The 22,718-nt window shown below is 51.7% G+C and carries 20 protein-coding genes; 9 read left to right on the top strand and 11 right to left on the bottom strand.

What is annotated here, in order from left to right:
• Window positions 1-2 precede the first annotated feature (2 nt).
• The 4 genes from ACJJIP_RS19020 (at window position 3) to ACJJIP_RS19005 (ending at window position 5,384) form a co-directional block, all read left to right on the top strand.
• Window positions 3-1,610: a carboxyl transferase domain-containing protein gene (locus ACJJIP_RS19020; RefSeq protein ID WP_020411588.1), complete on the top strand. Its 1,608-nt coding sequence runs from the start codon at window positions 3-5 to the stop codon at window positions 1,608-1,610.
• Window positions 1,611-1,682: 72 nt separating this feature from the next.
• Window positions 1,683-2,480 carry an enoyl-CoA hydratase/isomerase family protein gene (locus tag ACJJIP_RS19015; RefSeq protein WP_444946938.1) on the top strand — a complete coding sequence of 266 codons (798 nt, stop codon included), beginning with the start codon at window positions 1,683-1,685 and terminating at the stop codon, window positions 2,478-2,480.
• A gap of 4 nt (window positions 2,481-2,484) precedes the next feature.
• Window positions 2,485-4,485, top strand: coding sequence for an acetyl/propionyl/methylcrotonyl-CoA carboxylase subunit alpha (locus tag ACJJIP_RS19010; protein ID WP_444945796.1), 2,001 nt, complete (start codon window positions 2,485-2,487; stop codon window positions 4,483-4,485).
• The gene (locus ACJJIP_RS19005; protein WP_444938240.1) at window positions 4,485-5,384 is read left to right on the top strand and encodes a hydroxymethylglutaryl-CoA lyase; all 900 of its coding nucleotides are present in this window, start codon (window positions 4,485-4,487) and stop codon (window positions 5,382-5,384) included. The genes ACJJIP_RS19010 and ACJJIP_RS19005 overlap by 1 nt, the downstream gene beginning before the upstream one ends.
• Window positions 5,385-5,444: 60 nt before the next feature.
• On the opposite strand, the gene ACJJIP_RS19000 is transcribed toward ACJJIP_RS19005, so the two are convergent.
• The 4 genes from ACJJIP_RS19000 to ACJJIP_RS18985 all read right to left on the bottom strand — a co-directional run bounded on the left by ACJJIP_RS19000 (window position 5,445) and on the right by ACJJIP_RS18985 (window position 9,210).
• Window positions 5,445-5,867 (bottom strand): hypothetical protein, encoded by a 423-nt coding sequence (locus ACJJIP_RS19000; RefSeq protein ID WP_353377101.1) that lies wholly within the window; start codon window positions 5,865-5,867, stop codon window positions 5,445-5,447.
• 202 nt (window positions 5,868-6,069) lie between these two features.
• Entirely contained in the window at window positions 6,070-6,219 is a 150-nt protein-coding gene (locus ACJJIP_RS18995; protein ID WP_444945795.1) for a hypothetical protein, read from the bottom strand.
• A gap of 40 nt (window positions 6,220-6,259) precedes the next feature.
• On the bottom strand, window positions 6,260-8,176 hold the full coding sequence (locus ACJJIP_RS18990) for a multicopper oxidase family protein (RefSeq protein ID WP_444945794.1): 1,917 nt from the start codon (window positions 8,174-8,176) through the stop codon (window positions 6,260-6,262).
• Between the two features lie 119 nt (window positions 8,177-8,295).
• The gene (locus tag ACJJIP_RS18985; protein ID WP_444945793.1) at window positions 8,296-9,210 is read right to left on the bottom strand and encodes an SDR family NAD(P)-dependent oxidoreductase; all 915 of its coding nucleotides are present in this window, start codon (window positions 9,208-9,210) and stop codon (window positions 8,296-8,298) included.
• Window positions 9,211-9,419: 209 nt separating this feature from the next.
• Between ACJJIP_RS18985 and ACJJIP_RS18980 the strand changes: the two genes are divergently transcribed.
• The 4 genes from ACJJIP_RS18980 (at window position 9,420) to ACJJIP_RS18965 (ending at window position 13,050) form a co-directional block, all read left to right on the top strand.
• Window positions 9,420-9,851 (top strand): DUF4345 domain-containing protein, encoded by a 432-nt coding sequence (locus tag ACJJIP_RS18980; RefSeq protein ID WP_353377098.1) that lies wholly within the window; start codon window positions 9,420-9,422, stop codon window positions 9,849-9,851.
• A gap of 58 nt (window positions 9,852-9,909) precedes the next feature.
• A complete protein-coding gene (locus ACJJIP_RS18975; protein WP_020411580.1) occupies window positions 9,910-10,212 on the top strand; it encodes a DUF1330 domain-containing protein in 303 nt (100 codons plus the stop codon).
• Between the two features lie 80 nt (window positions 10,213-10,292).
• Window positions 10,293-11,147, top strand: coding sequence for an AraC family transcriptional regulator (locus ACJJIP_RS18970; RefSeq protein WP_020411579.1), 855 nt, complete (start codon window positions 10,293-10,295; stop codon window positions 11,145-11,147).
• Between the two features lie 655 nt (window positions 11,148-11,802).
• Window positions 11,803-13,050, top strand: coding sequence for a DUF945 family protein (locus ACJJIP_RS18965; RefSeq protein WP_444945792.1), 1,248 nt, complete (start codon window positions 11,803-11,805; stop codon window positions 13,048-13,050).
• Between the two features lie 110 nt (window positions 13,051-13,160).
• On the opposite strand, the gene ppc is transcribed toward ACJJIP_RS18965, so the two are convergent.
• The 5 genes from ppc to alaE all read right to left on the bottom strand — a co-directional run bounded on the left by ppc (window position 13,161) and on the right by alaE (window position 19,805).
• Entirely contained in the window at window positions 13,161-15,821 is a 2,661-nt protein-coding gene (gene ppc / locus ACJJIP_RS18960; RefSeq protein WP_444945791.1) for a phosphoenolpyruvate carboxylase, read from the bottom strand.
• Window positions 15,822-16,246: 425 nt separating this feature from the next.
• Complete coding sequence (locus tag ACJJIP_RS18955; protein WP_282951817.1) at window positions 16,247-16,600, bottom strand: DUF4870 family protein; 354 nt, start codon at window positions 16,598-16,600, stop codon at window positions 16,247-16,249.
• Between the two features lie 135 nt (window positions 16,601-16,735).
• Window positions 16,736-18,109 carry a response regulator gene (locus ACJJIP_RS18950; protein WP_282951816.1) on the bottom strand — a complete coding sequence of 458 codons (1,374 nt, stop codon included), beginning with the start codon at window positions 18,107-18,109 and terminating at the stop codon, window positions 16,736-16,738.
• 379 nt (window positions 18,110-18,488) lie between these two features.
• Window positions 18,489-19,184 carry an aspartate/glutamate racemase family protein gene (locus tag ACJJIP_RS18945; protein WP_444945790.1) on the bottom strand — a complete coding sequence of 232 codons (696 nt, stop codon included), beginning with the start codon at window positions 19,182-19,184 and terminating at the stop codon, window positions 18,489-18,491.
• Window positions 19,185-19,232: 48 nt separating this feature from the next.
• A complete protein-coding gene (gene alaE / locus ACJJIP_RS18940; protein ID WP_353377095.1) occupies window positions 19,233-19,805 on the bottom strand; it encodes an L-alanine exporter AlaE in 573 nt (190 codons plus the stop codon).
• A gap of 166 nt (window positions 19,806-19,971) precedes the next feature.
• Here alaE and ACJJIP_RS18935 point away from each other — a divergent pair, with 166 nt between their 5' ends.
• Window positions 19,972-20,535 (top strand): PadR family transcriptional regulator, encoded by a 564-nt coding sequence (locus ACJJIP_RS18935; protein WP_020411572.1) that lies wholly within the window; start codon window positions 19,972-19,974, stop codon window positions 20,533-20,535.
• Window positions 20,536-20,581: 46 nt separating this feature from the next.
• Here ACJJIP_RS18935 and ACJJIP_RS18930 read toward each other — a convergent pair whose 3' ends face one another.
• Window positions 20,582-21,727 carry a beta-ketoacyl-ACP synthase III gene (locus ACJJIP_RS18930; RefSeq protein ID WP_444945789.1) on the bottom strand — a complete coding sequence of 382 codons (1,146 nt, stop codon included), beginning with the start codon at window positions 21,725-21,727 and terminating at the stop codon, window positions 20,582-20,584.
• 159 nt (window positions 21,728-21,886) lie between these two features.
• Complete coding sequence (locus tag ACJJIP_RS18925) at window positions 21,887-22,579, bottom strand: ComF family protein (RefSeq protein ID WP_282951813.1); 693 nt, start codon at window positions 22,577-22,579, stop codon at window positions 21,887-21,889.
• Window positions 22,580-22,718: the final 139 nt, after the last annotated feature.

Below are 22,718 nucleotides of genomic sequence, written 5' to 3'. Positions count from 1 at the left end.
TTATGAATCAGTTGCAGAGCAAAATAAACACGCGCGATGCCGCCTTTGGCGAAAACCGCGAGCAAATGCAGGCGCTGGTGGCAGACCTGCGCGAGAAAGTGGAAGCCATCGCCCAGGGCGGCGGCGAGCGCGCAAGGGAAAAACACCTGGCGCGAGGAAAATTATTGCCACGGGACCGTATCGACGCACTGCTCGATCCGGGGAGCCCTTTTATGGAATTTTCCCAGCTGGCCGCTCACGAGGTTTACGGTGAGGATGTTCCGGCCGCGGGCATTATTACCGGCATCGGCACCGTCTCCGGTCAGCCCTGTGTGATAGTGGCCAACGATGCCACTGTAAAAGGTGGAACCTATTATCCCCTCACAGTAAAAAAACACCTGCGCGCGCAGACCATCGCCGAACAGAACAACCTGCCGTGTATTTACCTGGTGGATTCCGGTGGTGCCAATTTGCCGCGCCAGGACGACGTTTTCCCAGACCGTGAGCACTTCGGTCGCATCTTCTTTAACCAGGCCAATCTCTCTGCACAGAATATTCCGCAGATTGCGGTGGTTATGGGTAGCTGCACCGCCGGTGGTGCCTATGTGCCGGCCATGGCAGACGAATCCATTATGGTGAAAGAGCAGGCTACTATCTTCCTGGCGGGCCCGCCTTTGGTAAAAGCGGCCACCGGAGAAGAAGTTTCTGCCGAGGAACTCGGCGGTGCCGAGGTGCACTGTCGCACTTCCGGGGTTTCTGATCACTACGCCAATAACGACGTACATGCGCTGCAGTTGGCGCGGCGCTCTGTAGCGCGCCTGAATCGCATCAAAAATCCCGGCCTGGATATCCAAAAGCCAGTGGAGCCGATTTATCCACCGGAAGATATTTACGGTGTGGTGCCCAAAGAATCGCGTCAGCCTTTTGACGTGCGCGAGATTATCGCGCGGGTTGTGGACGGATCGGAGTTCGATGAATTTAAAGCGTTGTACGGCACCACTCTGGTAACTGGTTTTGCCCGTATCCAGGGCTATCCGGTGGGAATTGTTGCCAACAACGGCATCCTGTTTGCGGAGAGTGCTCAGAAGGGCGCGCACTTTATTGAGCTGTGTGCGCAGCGCAAGATTCCATTGGTTTTCCTGCAAAATATCACTGGTTTCATGGTGGGCAAACAGTACGAGGCGGGCGGCATCGCCAAACACGGCGCCAAGATGGTGACCGCTGTCGCTACCGCCAAGGTGCCCAAAATTACCATCCTCATCGGCGGCTCTTTCGGCGCCGGTAACTACGGTATGTGTGGCCGCGCCTACGATCCCAACTTCCTGTTTATGTGGCCCAATGCGCGCATCTCGGTTATGGGGGGTGAACAGGCTGCTGGCGTATTGGCCCAGGTGAAGCGCGACCAGATGGCCGCCCGGGGTGAATCCTGGAGCGAAGAGGAAGAGCGCCAGTTTAAGCAGCCGATTGTGGATAACTACGAACACCAGGGGCACCCCTACTACGCCTCCGCGCGCTTGTGGGATGACGGCGTTATCGATCCGGCGGATACCCGCCGCGTGCTCGGTCTGTGCCTGGCGGCGGCCAGCCACAAGGAACCGGAAGAGACCAGGTTCGGCGTGTTCCGCATGTAAGGAACCGTGGTTGCGGCGCCAATGAAATGTTCCGGTGCCGCTTTTGAGAGACGCCCCAATCGAGGAATAACAATGAGCGATAAATTGCTGTGCGAAGTGGATAGCGAGGGCGTGGCCACGGTCACCCTGAACCGGCCGGAAATCCACAACGCTTTTGATGATGAACTGATCCACGAGCTGGCCACCACCTTTGACACCCTGGCGCAAAAACCCGCTGTACGTGTGTTGGTACTGGCTTCCAATGGCAAGAGCTTTTCTGCCGGAGCCGACCTCAACTGGATGAAGCGCATGGCGACCTACTCAGAAGAGGAAAACCGCCGAGACGCCGCTGCGCTCGCCGCCATGCTGTACAAGCTCGACACTTTCCCAGCTCCCACCATTGCGCGAGTACAGGGCGCCGCTTTTGGCGGGGCCGTGGGCCTGGTGAGCTGCTGCGATATGGCCGTGGCCTCTGAGCGCGCCAGCTTCTGTTTGTCCGAGGTCAAAATCGGGTTGTTGCCCGCCACCATCAGTCCCTATGTCATCAATGCGATCGGCACCCGCCACGCTCGCCGTTATTTTGTCACAGCGGAGCGTTTCTCCGCCGAGCGCGCGGAACAGATCGGTTTGGTATCTGAAGTCTGCGCCGAGGGCGACCTGGACCTGCATGTGCAGAAATTAGTGAATGCCATTGCCGACAATGGCCCCAAGGCAGTTGCAATGGCCAAACAGCTGGCCATGTCCATGTCCAACCGGGTTATTAATAATGAGTTGCAAGGGCAGACCAGCGCACTGATTGCTGCCGTGCGTGTATCGCCGGAAGGGCAGGAAGGGTTGAGTGCGTTTTTGGAAAAGCGCGCGCCCAGTTGGATGAATGGTAGCGAAGGGTAATTTTATGATTCGCAAACTGTTAATAGCTAATCGCGGCGAAATTGCCTGTCGCATTATCAAGACCGCCCGCCGCCTGGGGGTGGCCACTGTCGCCGTTTATTCCGATGCGGATGCCGACGCTCTGCATGTGCAGATGGCGGACGAAGCGGTGCACCTGGGTCCGGCCCCGGCCAGGGATTCGTATCTGGATATCGACAAAGTATTAGGTGCTGCCAAGCAGACTGGTGCCGATGCCATCCATCCGGGTTATGGCTTCCTGTCGGAAAACGCCGAGTTTTGCCGCGCCTGCGATAGCGCCGGCATTATTTTTGTCGGCCCGCCCACCGGCGCGATTGAGGCGATGGGCTCCAAGTCCGCAGCCAAGCGTATTATGGAAGAGGCCAATGTGCCCCTGGTGCCCGGTTACCATGGCACCAATCAAAATGAAGAGCTGTTGGAAGGCCATGCCAATCGCATCGGTTACCCGGTATTGCTGAAAGCTGCTGCCGGCGGCGGTGGTAAGGGCATGCGCCGTGTCGACAGTGCCGATGAATTCCACGAAGCTCTGGCCGCTGCCAAGCGTGAGGCCATGAATGCCTTTGGCGACGACATCATGCTGCTGGAGCGCTATGTGGTGAGTCCCCGCCATGTGGAAATCCAGGTGTTCTGTGATCAGCAGGGCAATGGCGTCTACCTGTTTGAACGGGATTGCTCGGTGCAGCGCCGCCACCAAAAAGTAGTGGAAGAAGCTCCCGCACCGGGCATGACTCCGGAGCTGCGCGCCCGCATGGGTGAAGCGGCCCTGCGCGCGGCCCACGCGATTGGTTACGTGGGTGCCGGCACGGTGGAATTCCTGCTGGATGCCAGCGGTGCCTTCTACTTTATGGAAATGAATACCCGCCTGCAGGTGGAGCACCCGGTGACAGAAATGATCACCGGCCAGGATCTGGTGGCCTGGCAGCTGTCAGTTGCCGCTGGCGATACCCTGCCCATGGGCCAGGATGAGCTGCAGATCAACGGCCACGCCATGGAAGTGCGCATCTATGCCGAAGACCCGGACAATGATTTCCTGCCGGCAACGGGCGTGTTGGTGCGCCACCAGCCCCCGGCGGAAGGCGAGGGTGTGCGGGTGGATACCGGTGTGCAGACTGGCGATGAAATCAGCGTGCATTACGACCCGATGATCGCCAAATTGATCTGCCACGGCCGCACCCGCAAAGAAGCCCTGGCCAAATTGGATCGCGCACTGCGTGATTATCAGATTGCCGGTGTGCGCCACAATATCGAATTCCTGCGCCGAGTGATCAATCACCAGGCATTTGCCAGCGGTTGTATTTCGACGCACTTTATCGAGGACTACGAGGCGGAAGTACTGCACCAGGAGCAGACACTGACGCGGCTGAAATGTGCTGCTATTGCCGGCTATTTGCAGCAGCGTGAAGAGCGCGATCTGCGCAATAGCGCACCCCAGCGGGATCCTTTCTCTCCTTGGCACAATGGCGATAACTGGCGCAATGCTCTGGCTGGCAGTCGCACCCAGACGGTGGACTACCGTGGCCAGCACGCTCAAATTCGCTTTGTTGCGGAGGGCGATAGCCTGCGCTGGACTTGCGATGCCTTGCCTGAGGAACAAAACAGCGGTGAGATTCGCCTGCTCCCGGGACGTGACTTGATGTTGGTGGATGGCCGCCGCATGAGTTTCTCCGCCGTGGATACCCGCGATGGCGGTGCTGTATTTATCGATGGCACCCAGGTGGAATTCAAGCTGTTGCCACCGGATATCGGTGAGAGCAATGACCAGGCCCACGGCCTCGATGCCCCCATGAACGGCACCATAATTTCGCTGCTGGTTGAGCCCGGCTCTACGGTGGAAAAAGACCAGCCGCTACTGGTAATGGAAGCCATGAAAATGGAACACACCCTGCGGGCTCCAGCCGCCGGCACCGTGCAGCAGTTCTTCTGTGCCGAAGGTGAATTAGTGGATGGCGGTAGTCTGCTGGTGGATTTTGCCGGGGAGGAGCAATAATGACTTTGCCCAAACAGGTCAAAATCGTCGAAGTGGGCCCCCGCGATGGGCTGCAAAATGAAAAGCAGCCTATCTCTGTGGAGACCCGTATCGCTCTGGTGGACAAGCTCAGTGCCAGTGGGCTGTCGGTTATTGAAGCCGGCAGTTTTGTCAGCCCCAAGTGGGTACCGCAAATGGCCGCCAGCGAGGAAGTGCTGGCGGGTATCCAGCGCAAAGACGGAGTTATCTACAGCGCGCTCACGCCAAACTTAAAAGGCTATGAGCGTGCAGTGGAAGCCAAAGCGGATGAGGTCGCCGTATTCGGCGCGGCCTCAGAAGCCTTCACCCAGAAAAATATTAATTGCAGTATTGCTGAGAGTCTTGAGCGCTTCCGTCCACTGGTGGAAAAAGCGAAGCAAGACGGTATACCCGTGCGCGGATACGTATCCTGCGTACTTGGTTGCCCCTATGAAGGCGATATTGATCCGGCCAAAGTGGCAGAAGTTAGTGCCGCTCTATTGGAAATGGGTTGCTACGAAATTTCCCTCGGCGACACCATCGGTGTCGGCACCCCGGAATCCGCCAAGCGTATGCTGGAGCAGGTAATGACCCGCGTGCCTGTGGAAAAACTTGCGGTGCATTTCCACGATACCTACGGCCAGGCCTTGGCCAATATCTACGCGGCCTTACAAATGGGTGTCGCAGTAGTAGATTCCGCCGTAGCCGGCCTGGGCGGCTGCCCCTATGCCCGTGGCGCTTCCGGTAATGTTGCCAGTGAGGATGTACTCTATATGCTCAATGGCATGGGTATTGAAACCGGCGTGGATTTACAGTTGCTGGCAGAGGCTGGGAACTTTATTTCTGAACAGCTGGGGCGGGAGACTAACTCCCGTGTGGCTAAGGCTTTGGTGCCTTGCTGAGAAATTTCTAGGGCGGTTGGAACACCGCCCAGATACTATGGATTCACTTATTAGCGAAGATCAGATATTTACCCGATAAATTAGTGGGTAATTATTTCCGTTACCTTCCCTGCAATCCTCTACTCCAAAACCTACAGTATTAGATTTTGCAAAATATGCAGACAAAAGTGATGAGAATTGCTCTTTCGTGTCATTATTATTTGTTCCATCATTGCGGTCGAATTCTATGACTACATGGTTGCTGGAAGCTGATGGGCAGCCTTCCCCTAATTCGTTGCCGCTAGCATTTGGTGAGAATTTAATAACTGCATAGTATTTATAGGTAGTAATGCCTTCGATAGTTTTATTAGGCTCAATTGTACTTGATGCAAAACTGGTGCTGGCTAGTAGCGCTAGAAGTAGTCCGGAGAATAAATTTTTCATTTTCATAATATAATTAAAAACTCTTAACTCACTTAAAGTGTAATGAAAATCATCTGTCAATTTTTAGCCCGGCCATTTTATGGTTAATTAAGAAAGATTGAAATCGATTTATTATTATTTTGTACCCCTCGTTTAATTGGAATTAACCGCCATATTTGCAAGTGATAGTTATTACTAGAAGCTCCCGTGCTGCGCCTAAAAAAGGAAAGAGTAGGTGTGGATAATAATTTTTAACCTGGGTTTTTTGGTTTTCTATATAGGGTTAATTGTCGCAGGTGGTAAGCTTTTTTGTTTCTATTTCAGTAAGTTTTTGTTGGTTGGTTGTTTTAAGCTTATAGCTAGAAATTGCTGTATTTGCTTCTTGTTTTCTTATTGTCTTATTAAATTTGAGTTGTTGAATAATGATAGCCAATCAATACTCCGGTCTTGAGTTGAGATTAAAGGTTATCTGTTTAGTGATTATTTTCCGGTTTAGGCGCCAATACCTTAAACGGTCGCATCATATCGTAATCTTCATGAGAGAGTAGATGACAGTGCCATACATAGAGGCCCTCACGGTCAAAGCGAGCTATTACCCGTGTTACTTGGCCGGGAAGGGCAATGACCGTATCTTTAGGGCCGCTTTCTTCTGGTTGTGGTGGAAGGGGTTTCCCCTGTAGAGATGTTACTTCCAGTCGTGCCCCCTGAAATACCTTATCGGTATGCATAAATTTCTGCGGCTTGGGGATAAGTTTGCCTTTAAAAGGCTGACGATCCAGCACTTGGAATTCCACCAGATGAATATGGATTGGATGAGCCGATACTGTAGGGTTGTATATCTCCCAGATCTCTACGGCGTTGTGCTGGATAATTTCCGTGGTAGGGTCCTCGAAAAATAGGGAGCCTTCTTTTACTGGACCTAACATCAGCAGATTACGGCCATAGGGGTCGTCCAGGCGGTAGGTGGCAAGCTGTCGTGTATAGTTCGCTTGACTAAGCCTATTAAGTGGAGGGCGCAGGGGAGTATTCAAGGTTAGCTTTAAACCTCCAATCATATCTTTGACCGCTGCTTTCTGTTTATCGGGAGAGGCTTTTGCAGGTGCCGAAGCAATATGGAATTGCAAAACTTGGCCAGTGGTATCGGGGTCGGTAGCTGGTGTGGTGCCACCGCGCCCATCACTTAATACACGTTTACCATCAGGGTTGTATACCAGTGGAATTGAACTCTTTGGATCATTGGCCTCTACAAATCCCTTAAAAGGGATATCCGGTCCAAAATTTCGCAGTGTCAGTTTGTGTCCTTCATAACCACTGAAATCCACTAAAACATCTGCTCGCTCTGCGGGCGCCAATACCAGCTCGTTAAGTTGCACAGGGAGATCGAGAAAGCCACCGTCGCTGCCGACCTGCACAAAGGGGGTACCTTCGTCGATCCTGAGTATCAGTGTGCGTGTATCGGACGCATTGAGAAATCGCAGTCGATAAACGTGTGGTGTGACGTTGACTTTGGGCCAAGCCATGCCGTTTACCAACATAAAATTGCCAAAAAATTCGTCCAGGTGAGAAGGGTTGGGCCAATTGGCCTTCACTGCCTTGTGGGAAACCGGTGATGGAGGCTGGTCCCTCCAACCAGGAAAATAGAGCTGCCCATCTGAGCTAAACAGGCTGTCTGTAATAGCGGCAACCAAGGTACGCTCTTCTGTGGGAAGTAGTTTTTCCTGTATCAGGCGATCTTCATTGTCGTCGCCGACCAAGTAAAAACCGAATAATCCTGCATAAACATTAAGTCGGGTCATTCCCAGGGTGTGATCGTGATACCAGATAGTGGTGGCATCCTGGGAGTTGTCGTATTCGTAAATCTTTTTTTCAAATAACGGGCCCGTCTCGTGATAATTTCGTGTGTACCAAGCGAGGGGATTGCCGTCACTTTTCCATTCTGTATGCCCGCCGTGAAGATGAATAACCATGGGTACAGCTTTGGGATCTTTTACATCGGCGAGGTGAATGGATCGATCCACCGGAAATAGATGCGGCCCCCGTAGCTCATTGGCCCAGTGTACAAATACCGGTTGGCCTTCCCGGGCGCGAATAGTAGGGCCGGGAGAGTGGATGCGACCTGCATACTCAAAACCCCAGGCCTTTGTCATTAAACGTTTGCCTTCCTTATCCCGTAGCCCCATCCAAACCTGGGTGGGCCTTGCTGGCAGTTTGAGTGGAGCTGAGCTCTTGGGTCGGATCTCTACAGGTATTGGCAGCTCGTTAACGAATTTATCCACAGTTGTTGGATCCAGGAGGGTCAGGGGAGGTGCCTTGACGACGGAAATTTTTTCCTCGCTAGCAATTAGGGAAATAGGAAGTGATAACAATAGGCAGAAGAATATCCGAAGCATTGGCTGCTCATGGTGGTTCGTATTTAACAGCCAAGTATAGGTAAGGGAGTACTGTCAGATCGGAGAGACCTTAAGTGCAGACAAAGGCGCACAGGGCCCTTACCTGATGCGACCCTTCACTAGATAAAGCGATTGATCGCCGTTTTGGCATTGTCCTGATAGGTAGGGTTGTCCAGGTCCGGGAAAAGCTTCCGCTGTTCACCTAGAGGTCCTGTCAATCCGCGTTCACTGCCGTAAAAAATACCTGTGCGGAAGGATGCTGTATCCAGCAGGGCATCGATATAGCGCTTGGCGCCTATTTCGACTTTGTGGGCTTTGCCCAATAGCAGCATAATCCGCATCATGCCCTTCATCATATATTGCTTGAATAACGACAGTGTATTGAAGCCCTCTGTGCCTACAGTAGCCCCCGGACTCATGGTTACGAAGCGGATATGGGGGAATTCCCGTGCCATGGAAGACATCCATAGGGCGCCCATATACTTTATCGGACCATAGGGTACCGTAGCGTCTTTGGTGCTGGCATAGAGCTCTCCTTCACAGATCTGCATAAATTCCTCCACAGAGGCGCTTTTCAGCTCTGGTCGCTTCATACCCATCTCTTTTACACCGCGAGCGGCCTCGGAGCCGGCGTAGATAGCAGTCTGGGTTAATTTATTGGCTTTCAGCAACTCGTTAGTCAGTAGTGCATGCCCGAGCAGGTTGACGGCGAAAATTTGTGTGACTCCCTCAGGGGTTTTCTTATAAAACTCTTTACCTCCAGTGCCGCCAGCATTCATAACCAGTGCATCAATTGGGGAGTCTAAGGTTTGAACCGCCTCTTTCACGGATTGTTGATCTGCGACATCGATCAGCAATACTTCGAAGATATTCCTGCCTGTTTCCGACATCAGCTCGGCCTGGGCTTCTTTGACTCTCTGCAGATTGCGGCACCCGAGATAGATCTTGTTAATCTGCTGGTACTCCGCCAGTTGCTTGGCGCACTCCCTGCCTAAGCCTGCATTCGCTCCGGTAATCAAAACACTCTTAATCATCTTTCTGTCTCTGTGGATATTGGGAACTGGTACCCGGATATGGATATACCCGGCTGTTGGAGGGAAAGATAAGCGGTTAAGCGCCTCGGGTTTTGATATTTCTTGCTGTCCTCATGGGATACCAAGACCGCAAGAAATATCAAAAATTGGGCCTTACCGACCAATATGATTAGGTCATCTCTTCAAATACGGCAAACTAAGGTGACACTGTGAATCAGGCGAGTTCTATAGAAAGAAAAATTTTCCAATTGTTAGTGGTAGCACTGGCAGTGATCTGTTTTGTTCCTGGCGGGATCAGTGCATTTGGGGGGCTGAATGGCAGTGCTGCCCTGAGTGGTGGTGCTATGCTTTTCGGCCCGGATAGCCCCTTGAGAGGATTTGGGGATAATCAATATCGATTTGCCTTTGGTGTTTTCTTTGCCCAGGGGTTGGTTCTACTGTATTTCCTGAGCAATATCGAAAAACATAAAGCATTGTTTTACTTCGTGGCTTTATCCCTCTTCATTGGCGGTCTGGGTCGCTTAAGCAATATTCTGGAATTTGGATTGGTGGATGACCAGGTCTTACCGCCTACGATTATTGAGCTTGCGATAGTTCCACTTCTGGTTTTTTGGCATAGGCGAGTGGCCTCTCAAAGTTAGTCATTAGAAGCTCTTAGTCAAGCAACTTAAAATTTTTTATGCTTAAGAGGTTATTGCTTTGTTACCAGTATTTTTACATATAGAGTCTTCACCAAACCTACAGGAATCGCAGGCTCTTCAGCAGTATATAGGTTTGGCTCCGCAATTAATGCAACAGTATGGGGGGGTGCCTATCGCCTCTTATGATGTGGAAGAAGCCCTGGACGGAGGTCGGTCACCAAAGGCATTTGTTGTGGTATCTTTTCCGGATCGGGAGGCGATCTATGCATTCTTCAATGATCCAGCCTACCAGGCGATTATTCCTTTGAGGGACAAGGCATTTGCCCATTTACGCTTTTTTATCACTAGTGAACGAATTTGATTTAAAGGCATGCTAAACCGGGAAGGTATTCCTCAAAAATCTCACCGTCCCAACGTAAATAGGCAGTAAAGGAGCCTCTCATGCAGCGATTTTTTAAAAGTATCAACTTCGTAGAGCAGCATCTATACGACAAAATTTCTGTTCACGAAATTGCCGCTGCCTCTCATTACTCCACCTACCACTTCAGCCGTATTTTTAAGGCATTAGTGGGGGACTCACCGAAAGAGTATTTGCGTAAGCGCCGATTGACCGTCGCTGCAAAGAGGTTGTTGAGTGAAGATATTGGTATTCTTGAGCTTGCCATGGAGTGCCAATTTGATTCCCAAGAAGCGTTTACTCGCGCGTTTAAAGCTTTATTTAATGTAACCCCGGCGCAGTATCGAAAGCAGCAGGACCCTTTCCGGTTGCTATATAAAGATCAATTTAGCCCCCATATGCTGCACTTCTTGAAAAATGAGCTGTCCATGGAGCCACAAATTATTTCGCGCCCAGCGATGCAATTGGTGGGGATAGCGCAGGAATACGATCATGAAAATCTCAGCTTGCCAAAGCTCTGGTCTGCATTTCGACCTTACAGGGATAAAATCCCCAATCGTATCAACGATGAATCGTTTGGCATCTATGAGTGTTATGAGGAAGCGGGTGATGAAATTCAGTTTAAGTATGTCTGCTGTGCGCCGGTTGCCGACCTGACTCAGGTACCCGAGGGAATGGTGGCGCGGGAACTACCGGAGCAGCTATATGCAAAATTTGTTCACCGCGGATCTATTACCACCCTGGAGCAGACATTGAAGTATATCTGGGGGAGCTGGCTGCCAAAGTCTAATTATGACTATATCGAGAAACCAGACTTTGAGCTCTATCCGCCCAGGTATCAGGTTGCCAGCCCGACAGCCGAAATGTACCTCCATATCCCCGTTAAAGAGAGACAATGATCGTTTAACAATAACGCAGATTTATCACTATTCAACATTTTTGGCTACTTGATCTGTGCCATACCGATTTTGCAGATTGCTTCTTCGATCGAAATTTTTATGTAATAAATTCTATATTGGAGGGAAGTACTCCCTGCAGGTGTTCGCGAAAGAAGGCAGGCTTATTGGGTGGAAAGATAAATTCTGGAATTTTTCCTGGTGAAATCTGGTTGTAGGATAGGGAAAAAAATAGCCACGCTCCTCAACTGAGTCAATGGCTATCTTTCTTTTTTCGGATTTTTTGATTGATAAATTGCCAATAAAGGAAAACGTTTCATCGAGTCGTACATGGGAAACGGCAAAGCCGATCACTATGGTGCTATAGGAGAATGGCCTCTTTTACTTTAAATTGTGAGAATTGTTCTGCCCTTCAAAAAGAAGAATAATTTTTAATTTCTTAAGCAGAACTCCCTTACTCTATATCTTGGTTTTCTTGGCTTCTCTAGATAATGGTTGCCAAAGTGGATAAGGCGCTATGCCCAGTGGTTTATTTTTAGAGTGGTTCTAAAGAGTAGCAACTATAAACCTCGCTGGTTTCTATCTTGGTATTTCGATCGTACTAGTTTCTGCATAATCTGCTAACATCGGCGTAAATCCTGTTGTTAGATCAATCCCTATGAAACTATTACGTTGGCTCCTGCTTATTGTGCTTGTCTTATTGGTGATTTCCGCCCTTGCGGCGCCGGGTTTCATTGGCCCCAAGGTGGAGGAGGTCTGGAAACAGCAGGTCGGTAGGTTACAAGGGGGTAATTCCACGAGTTACCAGCGTGGCTGGTTTGGTGCTGAGACTAATACTGAGGTTGGACTGCAAAATGGTACTACCGAGCTGCATACTGAAATTCACCATGGCCCTGTACTGTTTACTTCCCAAGGGCCGAGATTAGGGGTTATCTATAGTGAAACACGCTTGGAATTGGAGCAGTTAACCCCTGAATTGCGCGCACGGCTTGAGGGCATATATGGCCGTTTACAGGATAGCCCATTGGTGCTGGAAACTCTTGTAACAGCTGATAACCGCGTACTGAACACACTGCGTTTTGAGCCCTTCAAAAATACCGGTACCTATGGCCAGCTGGAATTTGATGGCGGTGAAATCACAGTAAAAACGGATTATAGCGGAGCCATGTTAGATGGCGTTATTGATTTGGGTAGCCTGCGACAGATACGGGACGGGGTGGAGGTATTATTTACTGAGCCCCTCAAGGGTGAGTTTCAAGTAGAGCCCGGGCGCGGTGGTAAGGCGCAGCTGCAATTATCGTTGTTACGTGCTGAGTCTGATTCGGGACCTGTACAACTGCGAAATATTACTCTCGACCTGGATTTGGAAATGCTTGCTGCACAGACTTTAAAAATTGTAAGTGATTTGCAGTTGCCCAGTGTAGAGTCTGCAACTCCGATCATCTCCGCTCGTCAACAGATGACCTTGCCCGAAATCACCGCTGCAGACTTGGGCCACTACCTGCGTGTGTTGTTGCCCAATCCTGAGCGCAACTGGGCCCGTGAGATGCGCCCACCTTTGCGTCTTCAACAGCAACTGGTAGTGGAGTCACATAATGGTCCGGTGTTAGTGGATGCGGATATTGACTGGAAAGGGTTACAACGTCCACCTCGTCACCGTGGGGGCAGCCCACTGAATCAATGGTTGAAACCACTGGTGGGCACCATGACATTGAGCGCGGCGGAGTCAGCCCTATTGCAGTCACCATTAGTAGCTCAAGCAATGATGTTACGAGAATATGGGCTGCTACTGGAAAAAGATGGTGAGCTGCAAATGCACCTTGAAGTAAAACGGGGACGGTTGGAAGTGAATGGCCAGGATTTGCCACCGGACCTATTTATCATGGCGCTTACCGGGCGGTTTTGATCGGAACTAAATAGGGGAGCGGCCCGTCCGCTCCCCGCATACTATCGAGTGGCCTCGATTTGATCACACAGCTGTGCTGCACTTATCTTGGAACAGGTTTCCCACTACCCTCAACCAGTATTGCGCATACCGGCTGCAATTCCGGCGATGGTAACCATTAAGGCACTTTCCAATACCGTGTCGGCCTCCCTCTCCCGCAAACGCGCCATCAGCTCTGCCTGGAGCAAGTGAAGTGGATCTGTATAGGGGTCACGTACGCGTATCGACCAACGCATTACCGGATTATTATCCAACAGACTTTCCCGCCCGGTGAGCCGCTGCAGTGCACTCACTGTGTGGCTGAGGCGCTCTCGGAGGTTCTCACCAAGGGCAATCAATTCCTGATCGTCGGTCAGTCGCTCCTCATACCAGGAGGCGACCCGTGTATCGGACTTGGCCAATACCATTTCCAGCATATCCACCACGCCTTGGAAAAAGGGCCACTGGTGGTTCATTTCGCGCAGAGTATCGGCCTCGTCAGCGTGCTTTAAGGCCTGCTCCAAGGCGGTACCGGTACCCAGCCAAGCGGGTAACATTAAGCGAATCTGGGTCCATGCGAATACCCAGGGAATGGCACGCAATGTTTCCACGCCGCCACCGGGCTTTCGTCTTGCAGGGCGGCTTCCCAGAGCGAGCCGGCTCAACTCCGTTTCGGGAGTGACGGTGCGTAAGTAAGCGACCAGCGCGGGGTCGTCGCGAACAACCTCCCGGTAGCTATCGACAGAGATATCCGTAAGGCGCTCCATTTGGTTGCGCCACTCAGGTCGTGGTTGCGCGGGTGGCATTAGGGTGGCCTCAAGTGTTGCAGCCACGTACTGCTCCAGGTTATAGGCAGCAACTGCCGGACGGCCGTATTTAAAGCGGATCATTTCTCCCTGCTCGGTAACCCGGATGCGGCCGGCAACAGAACCTGGCGGCTGAGAGAGCAGAGCCATCCGCGTGGGGGAACCGCCACGGGAAATGGAGCCTCCGCGACCATGGAATAAAGTCAGTGGAATACCGTGGTTGCGAAAGATATCGGTGAGTGCTTCCTGGGTGCGAAATTGCGCCCAGGCGGCACCGAGGAAGCCGGCATCCTTGGCGGAATCTGAATAACCAATCATTACCTCCTGGCCATCCAGCACACGTTGCTTGTATTGGGAAATATTGAGCAAGGTGCTCATGGTGGTAGCAGCATTGTTCAGATCGTCGAGGGTTTCAAACAGTGGTACTACGCGCATTGGTTGTTGAACGCCGGCAATTTTTTGCAGCAGCATTACCGCCAGGACATCGGAGGATTTTTTCGCCATGGAAATCACATAGGCACCGAGACCTTCGGTGCCCTGCTCAGCGACTACCTTGCAAGTTTCCAGCACTTCGCGCACATCTTCATCGCAGAAATCTGTTTGGTAAAAATCTGCGTTGATCAATGGCCGGCGGTTGTCCAGCTCTGCCAGTAGGAACTCCAGTTTGCGCTTCTCATCCCAGGTGGCGTAGTTGCCAATACCGAGATAGCGAGTGATGGCATCGAGAGCATCTGCATGGCGAGTGGATTCCTGGCGAATGTCGAGACGTAGCAAGGTAATGCCGAAACAATTGAGACGGCGCAGGGTATCTTTAAGCTGGGCATCGGCAATTGCGGAGAGGCCCATCGAGCGGAGGGAGCGGTCGATTAGGCGCAGTTGTTCGGACAGTTGTCCGCTGGTGAAGGTTTCGCCCTTGGGCTTCGGTTGGTTATTGATGCACGCTTCTATCTGCGCGCGAGTGTTGCGCAAACGGTTGCGGATCTGGCGCAGCACCAGGCGATAAGGCTCGTGGCTGGGTCCGGTATGCGCTAATAACTCTTCGCTGGCTTTGTGCATCGATAAGTCTGCAAGCAGATTTTCCACATCCCGCAAGTAGAGATCGGCAGCCATCCAGCGCGCAAGTAGCAACACCCTACGGGTTACCGAGGCAGTGACATTGGGGTTGCCATCGCGATCGCCCCCCATCCAGGAGGCAAAGCGGATAGGCACCCAGTCTTCCGGCAGAGGCGGTAACTCCGCCAGATCAAGCTCTTTCTCAATGGCGCGCATGCTTTGGGGAACTGCCTGCCACAGGGATTGTTCGATAGTGGCGAAGCCCCACCTGGCCTCGTCGACCGGTGTCGGTCTTTCGCGCCGAATTTCATCGGTGTTCCAGGCAGAGAGAATCTGTTCATGTAAATGTCGCCGTAGCTCCTGGCTTTCCTCTACAGTGAGGTCTGGCCGGTCCAGCTTAGCGAGCAGGTCAGCAACTCGGTCGTACTTGCGGATCAAGGTGCGGCGGGTAACCTCTGTAGGGTGGGCGGTAAGGACCAGCTCTACTGACAGGTTCTGCAAAACCTTGTGAATTTCATCCGAGGGTATCTTGGCCCGTTTCAGCTCCTCCAGCACCTGGCGTAGGCCGCGATCGGTGTCTGGGTCGCCGGAGAAGCGCTGGTGCTGCCGGTGCAGGCGTTCGCGATGGCGTTGCTCAGCAATATTCGCCAAGTTCAGGAATTGGCTAAAGGCGCGCGCTACCTCGAGCAGGGTCTCATCATCGAGGGGGTCAAGTAGATGACGCAGGCGATCTACCTGCATCTCTCCAGTGCTGCGGCTCTCTACAGCGGCCTGGCGTATCGTTTCGACGGTATCGAATAGCTGCTCGCCAGCCTGCTCAAGCAATACCGAACCCAGCTCCTCGCCAAGCAGACGCACATCTTCCCTCAGTGGGGTATTTTGATCCTGACTCACGAATCCTATTCTCCCTAGCAAAGGCAACGAGGCGATTATCTTCGCATAATTTCACCTGCTGGGGGATTGGACTTCTAGCCATATTGAAAATCAGGGCGAATAATCCGAACAATAAGAAATTTAAATTAGTAAGTATTCAACTAATTAATAGCTGGTTGGTAGTTATTTGTCATAAATTTACACAAATTGGGGGAGGAGGCTTTTTCTAGTGGAATTAGTGAATTTAGAGAGGCAAAAACATTTTACTTCGAATAATCGAGCAGAATCTTTGTTTCTTTTGTCACTGGGTGTGTGTTCTTAGCAGTAGTGATTAAAAGGAAAATATTGGCTTTAGGAAGGCTTACAAAAATTAAAGAGAATGTAAAACCTGCGCAATATGTTGCGCAGGTAAAACGCATATTTTGAATTTATTAACTTTTGCAAAGTCAGTAGGCTGGGCGACGATCTACGAGTACCAGCCAGCCGCGGATGACACGGTAGAAAACCCAGATCCAGTTAATGGCGAGAACGATATAGCCAAGGCCAAAAATCCATACGGTGCAGATGCCTACGATGGTCCACAGCAGCCAGAACCAGAAGGTACGAATCTGCCAGCGAAAATGGGATTCTGCCAGGGTGCCGCGCACATCGCTGCGTTTAAAGTAGTTGATCAGCACACCAATAAACATTGGAACAGCAGTAAACAGGCTGATGGCCTGGATTAAATAAACCATGATGGCCAGGTCGCGTCCGCTTTGCTCTCGGGCTTCCTGGGACCGCACGGGGTACTGCTCAGACATAACTTTATTCTCTTAAGGGTTCAGTAAAATATAGTGTGGCCTGAGCGATTCAATTCAACTTAGGTGAGTTGGAATGGCAGTTATTTGCGACAATCGGATGTGGTTGCCGCCTTTGACGATATGGAGCTACCCCTTTTATTTCAAGGCCCACTCTGTGTGTACATTGCGTTCACGCCAGGCTTTTAGTTGGCGAACGGATTCACGCATAAGTTGCAGCAGCTCCGTGCGCTGTTGCCTGCAGTGCTCCCGCTCGCTGTCGATCGATAGATTGGCTGCGAGGCTGCGCAGGCGTGCGGCGACACTGTCGAGCCCAACCTCTGATGCTGCTCTGGATATATTTTGTGCCTGTTTTTCCGCATCCCGCCAGTGGCGTCCAGTCAGGGCACTGGTCAGGGTGGTTATCCGTTTGGGCAAGGTGGCACTGCGATCACTTAGGAGTTCGGCGAAAGTCAGGTGATCGAGAGTGTCCCGTTGGCGAAACAAAGTGTTGGTATTGAGAAGTTTTGCTGGCCGCGGTTTTTGTTGAATATTGGCGTCCTGGCTGCGTCGCCCGGCCCAGCTCATTAATTGCATTATTTGGCGGTCGGCGACAGGGTGAGTAAGCACCCCGGTAAAACCGCGGGCCTGGTAGCGCTCTTTGTCTCCAGTATTAGTATTTTGCAGCAGGGCAAAAATTGGGAGTTCAGCGCCGCGTTCACGGCGAATTTCACGTACTGCTTCAACACCATCCATTAGTGGTAGATGAGTGTCCGTGAGAATCAAATCAAATGTTTTTTGCAGCGCGGCACTACTGCCGTCAATACCATTACATTCCCGTTGCACATGGTGTCCCATGGATTCCAGGACTGACTGGAGGGATTCGTGTTTATTATTTTCTACTAATAACACTGAAAGGCGAGTACCGTTATTTCCAATAACTTCCTTTGGCAACTTCAGTTCCACCATTTCCACTTTTCCAACCTGGCGAAGGTCATCCAGGGATTTAAGTACCGCATTAAGTTGGCGCTTGCCGATTTCCACCAGGGCCTTGATGTTATTGTCTTCACTACGTGCCAGTAAATTAAGGGTGCCGAGTAAAGTATCTAGTGGATGGTGTAACTGGTGACGGGCGATAGTGAGTAGATCAGATTTTTCTTGTCGTAAAAGTTCCAGGCTTTCGCGAGTTTCTTCCAGTTGCTTTCCCATAGCATTAAATTCGCTATTGCGGCTGTGCACTTGCTGAAACAGACTGGTATTTTCCGCGCCCAGACTATCAATGCGTCGGTCAGTTTCCCGTTTTAATTTGCTTAGACTCAACTGTCTATTCAATGCAAAAGCACAAACTATCAAAAACGCAATGACCGTTAAGACGAGCCAGATAATTGGCAGCTGTTGATCGAGAGTGGGCAGCTCGTAAGCCTGTGCGATACTGGAGATAAACACAGAGCCACATACTATTGAGCCGATCAGCAGGGCGTGTAAAGAAACACGACGAGAGGGTACCCTCCCAGAAGATATGGTCTTTATCATCCTTGTAACCATTTTTTGTTGGGGCGGACTAAATCCTGCAGTCCGCATTCTGTTTTTTACGGTGGGTTTCTATAGATACTCCCGAATACTTCAGACCGTTTGATACTGCAATATTGCACAGGGTACAAGAGATATTTTTTGGATGAAGGCCCTATGCAGGAGGAGAAAACAGTCACATGTATGATTGCTTTCTCTACTATCCAAGTAATATCGCGCCAATCAGGCATTGGCGGTTTTTTTGTAGGGGTTAATAGGTAGGAATTGCAGCCTATTACAAAGGCTGGGAGGACAGACTTTTTTACAGGGCGCGTACGAGGTTTGGCGAGTTCACAACTCAGGCTAAACGGCGCGATTCCCTGTGAATAACACCCTGAGGCAATTAGGCGGCCTGGGGTAAACGCTCCTGCAGTAGCTGTAACATACGCTCTGAAGGGAGGAAGAGACGGATGCCATCGCAGTGGGCGAGTAGCTCCTGATAGAAATAATCAAAGTGGGTGCAGCCCAGGATCAGGATTTGCACGCCGCTTTTTACCAGTGCGGCAACGAGGTCATCGAGGGCATGCTGCTGCACGATCATTTCCGCGGCGAGACCGTCCTCAATATCCTCGACAATCTGCAAGTTGCCGATGCCAATTACTTTTGCAGTTTTATTGCGCTCGAGGATTTCACGCTCGATATTGGCGCAACTCTGGCAGTTAGCTGCGAGCAGGCCAAAGTTGCGATAGCGCTGTGTCAGTTCGGCGTAGACTTCCAGGGGCGAGACAACCTCAATGGGGGAGGCGGCTTTGACTGCCGGCATATCTACCGCACCGGAAAGGGAGTTGCAGTAGATCATGGCAGCATCAGCACCTGCTTCGTGCAATTGCTTGATGGCTTGGATCAGTTGCTGAGTGAGGGCACCGCGCTCCAGGGCTTGCAGTTGGGTCTGGGCTTGTGGCGATGCTGAAAGTGAAAGGCCCAGCCCGCGAAAGTGTCGTGCAGCAAGGAAATCGAGACCAAAGCGGGTATCTGTGGGGGTGCCGGCGACTATGCCAATGGTCATGGAACTCTTCTCAATGGCGTTATAGGTCAACACAGCGAATTTCCTCTCTCTCGTAATGCTCAGTCGAGTGTTATTGTTCGCCTAGGAGACCCTTCTGCTCCACAGGGAACTGACATTATTAATCCATACTCGGCGCACCCAGTCGAGATAAATCCCATAAGGGCGCCCGAGAGCGCCGGCGATTAGCATAAACGTGATACTGGCAGTGGCGATTTCATCCCAGCTGGCGCCGCCGAGGCGCATATTGCACAGATACAGAGGAAACTGAAAGCTCAGAAATACGAAGGTGTCCACGAGGTAGGCATTGACCACACCGCCTCCGCCAAATCTGTTCACAATCCAGCTGCGATAAACACTGAAAGGACGTGCTATCAGAGTGTTGAATACCAGCGCCATCAGTCGCACTTTCAGGTGTTCATTCCAGCTCATACCGGCCAGGACCAGCTCAATGGGAATTGCCACAGCCCAGGAGAAGCTGTTCATTGCGAAGATATCCAGCAGAAAGTCCCAGCGGCGAGCATTGGGCGTTTCTGTGTCGGCGTCTGGGCTGGATGGAGTGATTGCGGGCGCGGACATGGAGCTGGAAACCTCGTAGACTTCTGGCCGCCTGATACAGGGTGGCGGCAAGCCGGCGATTATATCTACAATTGGCATAAATGCTAGCCCCTACATCTCGACTGGTAAGACTTGTCGAGATAAACATCCTAAATTTTTTTAGAAAATTAATCTAATTATCTTATTGGCTCCTGGTGCCTCCTGGCTATAAGGGCTATTCAGCAGTTAATATGCAACTCTTTGCATAAGCTTAATCGGAGTTCCTATGTCCTTGCGCTATGCTGTCCTCACCTTGCTGGATATCGAGCCCGGCAGCGGTTATGACCTAAAGCGCCGTTTCGAGCGCAGCGTTTCGCACTTCTGGAGCGCCAGCCACCAGCAGATGTATCGGGAACTACACAAGTTACACGCTGAAGGTCTGTTGAATTGCGTGGAACAGCCCCAGGAGGGAAAGCCGGATAAGAAAGTCTACAGCCTCACTGATAAAGGCCGAATGGAACTGCGCGACTGGGTGACCCAGCCAGCGGCGCCGCAAAAGATCCGCGAGCCCTTCTTGGTGCGTATGTTTGCCGGCCACCACCTGAGCCAGGAAGAGCTACGCTCGGCACTGAATACGCAACTAAGGCTTCACCGGGGACTTCTGGATAACTACAGTGAACAAAACGAGCGAGTACTAAATAGTGATATTGCCCTGCAAGAGCGCTACTGGCTCGCGCACCAGACCCTGTTGTTGGGTATTGAGGCGGAGAAGACCTGGATCACCTGGGCGGAAAAGTTGCTCGAAGAGCTGGATGAGAAGTGCGAAGAGGATGGCCAGGCAGTGAAATAAAAAAACCGGGCCCGGCCCGGTTTTTTCAAGTCTGAAGTAAGTCTAATCAGATCGCGATCTTTTCTACCACCAGACTGCCGATGGAATAGCCGGCGCCGAAGGAACAGATAATGCCGCGATCTCCAACCTGCAAGTCGTCACTGTGCAGGTTGAAGGCGATTACCGAACCGGCGCTTGCGGTATTGGCATAGCGGTCGAGTACTACTGGGGCGCGCTCGATGCTGGCTTCGTCTCCCATCAGTTTCTTGGCGATCAGGTTGTTCATATTGATATTGGCCTGATGTAGCCAGTAGCGGCTCACGCTTTGCGGATTGGTATCGGTTTCCTGCAGGTGCGCCTCAATATGGGCTGCAGCCATGGGGCAAACCTCCTTAAAAACCTTGCGACCGTTCTGGCGGAACAGTTTGCCAGGGCCGAAGGGATCAACATCCGCGGCGCGCGCTGCATATCCGAAGTTTGAGCGGATATTGTTGGAGTAGACGGTCTTGGCTTTGGTGCCGAGTATTTCCCAGGCACTATCTACAGAGCATGTCTCACGGCGCTCGATTACGCTGGCTACAGCCACGTCCCCGAAGATAAAATGACTATCGCGGTCTGTGAAGTCCACTTGAGGGGAGGCCAGCTCCGCGTTAATCACCAGCACAGTGCGCGCGGCGCCGGAGCTGATCGCATCTACCGCTCGTTGTAAGGAGAAGGTTGCTGAGGAGCAGGCGACTTCCATATCAAAGGCAAAGCCGTCGATACCGAGAGCACCCTGGATTTCGATAGCAATAGCAGGGTAGGCACGCTGCATATAAGAGGCGCCGACGATTACCATATCCACATCGGAGGCTTTCTTACCGGCTTTTTCCAGCGCCAATTTGGCAGCATTCACGCCCATCTCGGCCTGTACACAGAGATCGTCGTCATTGCGCTCGGGGATAAATGGGCGCATGCGCTCTGGGTCGAGAATCCCCTCGCGGGTAACTACATAACGGCTTTTAATCCCTGAGGCTTTCTCGATAAATTCTGCAGAGGATTGGGGTTTGGCTTGCAGTTCCCCATCTTCAATTTGCTGCGCGTGCTTCAGGTTATACTGTGTAGCGTAGGTATTGTAAGCATCTACCAACTCTTCATTGCTGATAGATTCTGGTGGGGTCCATAGGCCTGTCCCGCTGATGACAATGCCCCGTGGCAATTTGTACTCACTCATCGCTGAATTCCTGGCCCGCACCAAAAATCGTGCGAGCAATTAGTCACTGAATAGAACCTTAGCAGCGCTGGCTGATGTGGGACTTTCGTGCCAGAACGGCAAGGCATAATATTGTGACGCTATTGTGACTACTGGTCTATCTGCGGTCGCGCCGATGAGTCATGGCGTTCTGGCCAAAATAAAGGCACTTACCTTGGTTGCGCCTGCTTCAAGCAGTTTCAGCGCTGCTGCTTCCAAAGTGGCGCCGGTGGTCAACACATCATCTACCAGGCCGATGTGTAGCCTCTCAACATTCTCATCGACAGAGAAGCTATGGAGTAAATTGCGCAGGCGCTGGTTACGGCGCAATTGAGATTGTGTCTGGGTGGCACCGAATTTTCGCAGTAATCGAGGGCGTACCGGTAGTTGCCACTGCTTTCCCAACTCAGCTGCTACCAACTGGGCCTGGTTATAGCCGCGCTGCCAATAACGACGCCAGTGAAGAGGGATGGGGACAAGCAGGTCTGGCCCTTGGTTGGCTGGTTTTAACGCTTGGGCGGCCAACTGGGCAAGGCTGTGACCCGCAGCCAGGTCGCCATGGTATTTGAAGCGTTGTATCAGTTGGTTTATCGGGTAAGCATAATGCCAGGCGGCGCGGACTCGGCTGTAGTGTGGTGGCTGCCTCAGGCAGGCGGGGCAAAGCTGGGAGGGCGGCAGCAGCGGCAAAGCACAAGTCTCGCAAGCGTTTTCCAGAAAGGGCAGATCCTCTATGCAAGCGGGGCAGATCCCATAATCGCCGGCCCGGTCACCACATAAAAGGCATTGGGCCAGGTTTCGGGTAATAAACAGTGGGGAGATTATCCTGTAAACCATAATCGGGTGATTGAGTTGACAGCGATACGGGCCTGGCTAAACTGGCCAGTCTGTTTGGTCGAGTCTGCCACTGCAATTAGTGATAGTCACCACGGCCCTGCGAATAAAAAAACAGTACGAATAACTCCAGCAACTAGAG

The sequence above is a fragment of the Microbulbifer variabilis genome (assembly GCF_052467165.1).
This window is presented reverse-complemented; position numbering and strand designations above follow the sequence as displayed.

Coding starts and splice junctions, on each gene's coding strand:
- ACJJIP_RS19020 (WP_020411588.1), top strand. CDS start 3: ATGAATCAGTTGCAGAGCAAAATAAACACGCGCGATGCCGCCTTTGGC.
- ACJJIP_RS18930 (WP_444945789.1), bottom strand. CDS start 21,727: ATGAGTGAGTACAAATTGCCACGGGGCATTGTCATCAGCGGGACAGGC.
- ACJJIP_RS18935 (WP_020411572.1), top strand. CDS start 19,972: ATGTCCTTGCGCTATGCTGTCCTCACCTTGCTGGATATCGAGCCCGGC.
- ACJJIP_RS18950 (WP_282951816.1), bottom strand. CDS start 18,109: ATGATAAAGACCATATCTTCTGGGAGGGTACCCTCTCGTCGTGTTTCT.
- ACJJIP_RS18925 (WP_282951813.1), bottom strand. CDS start 22,579: ATGGTTTACAGGATAATCTCCCCACTGTTTATTACCCGAAACCTGGCC.
- ACJJIP_RS18965 (WP_444945792.1), top strand. CDS start 11,803: ATGAAACTATTACGTTGGCTCCTGCTTATTGTGCTTGTCTTATTGGTG.
- ACJJIP_RS19015 (WP_444946938.1), top strand. CDS start 1,683: ATGAGCGATAAATTGCTGTGCGAAGTGGATAGCGAGGGCGTGGCCACG.
- ACJJIP_RS18985 (WP_444945793.1), bottom strand. CDS start 9,210: ATGATTAAGAGTGTTTTGATTACCGGAGCGAATGCAGGCTTAGGCAGG.
- ACJJIP_RS19010 (WP_444945796.1), top strand. CDS start 2,485: ATGATTCGCAAACTGTTAATAGCTAATCGCGGCGAAATTGCCTGTCGC.
- ACJJIP_RS18955 (WP_282951817.1), bottom strand. CDS start 16,600: ATGTCTGAGCAGTACCCCGTGCGGTCCCAGGAAGCCCGAGAGCAAAGC.
- ACJJIP_RS18990 (WP_444945794.1), bottom strand. CDS start 8,176: ATGCTTCGGATATTCTTCTGCCTATTGTTATCACTTCCTATTTCCCTA.
- ACJJIP_RS19005 (WP_444938240.1), top strand. CDS start 4,485: ATGACTTTGCCCAAACAGGTCAAAATCGTCGAAGTGGGCCCCCGCGAT.
- alaE (WP_353377095.1), bottom strand. CDS start 19,805: ATGCCAATTGTAGATATAATCGCCGGCTTGCCGCCACCCTGTATCAGG.
- ACJJIP_RS18970 (WP_020411579.1), top strand. CDS start 10,293: ATGCAGCGATTTTTTAAAAGTATCAACTTCGTAGAGCAGCATCTATAC.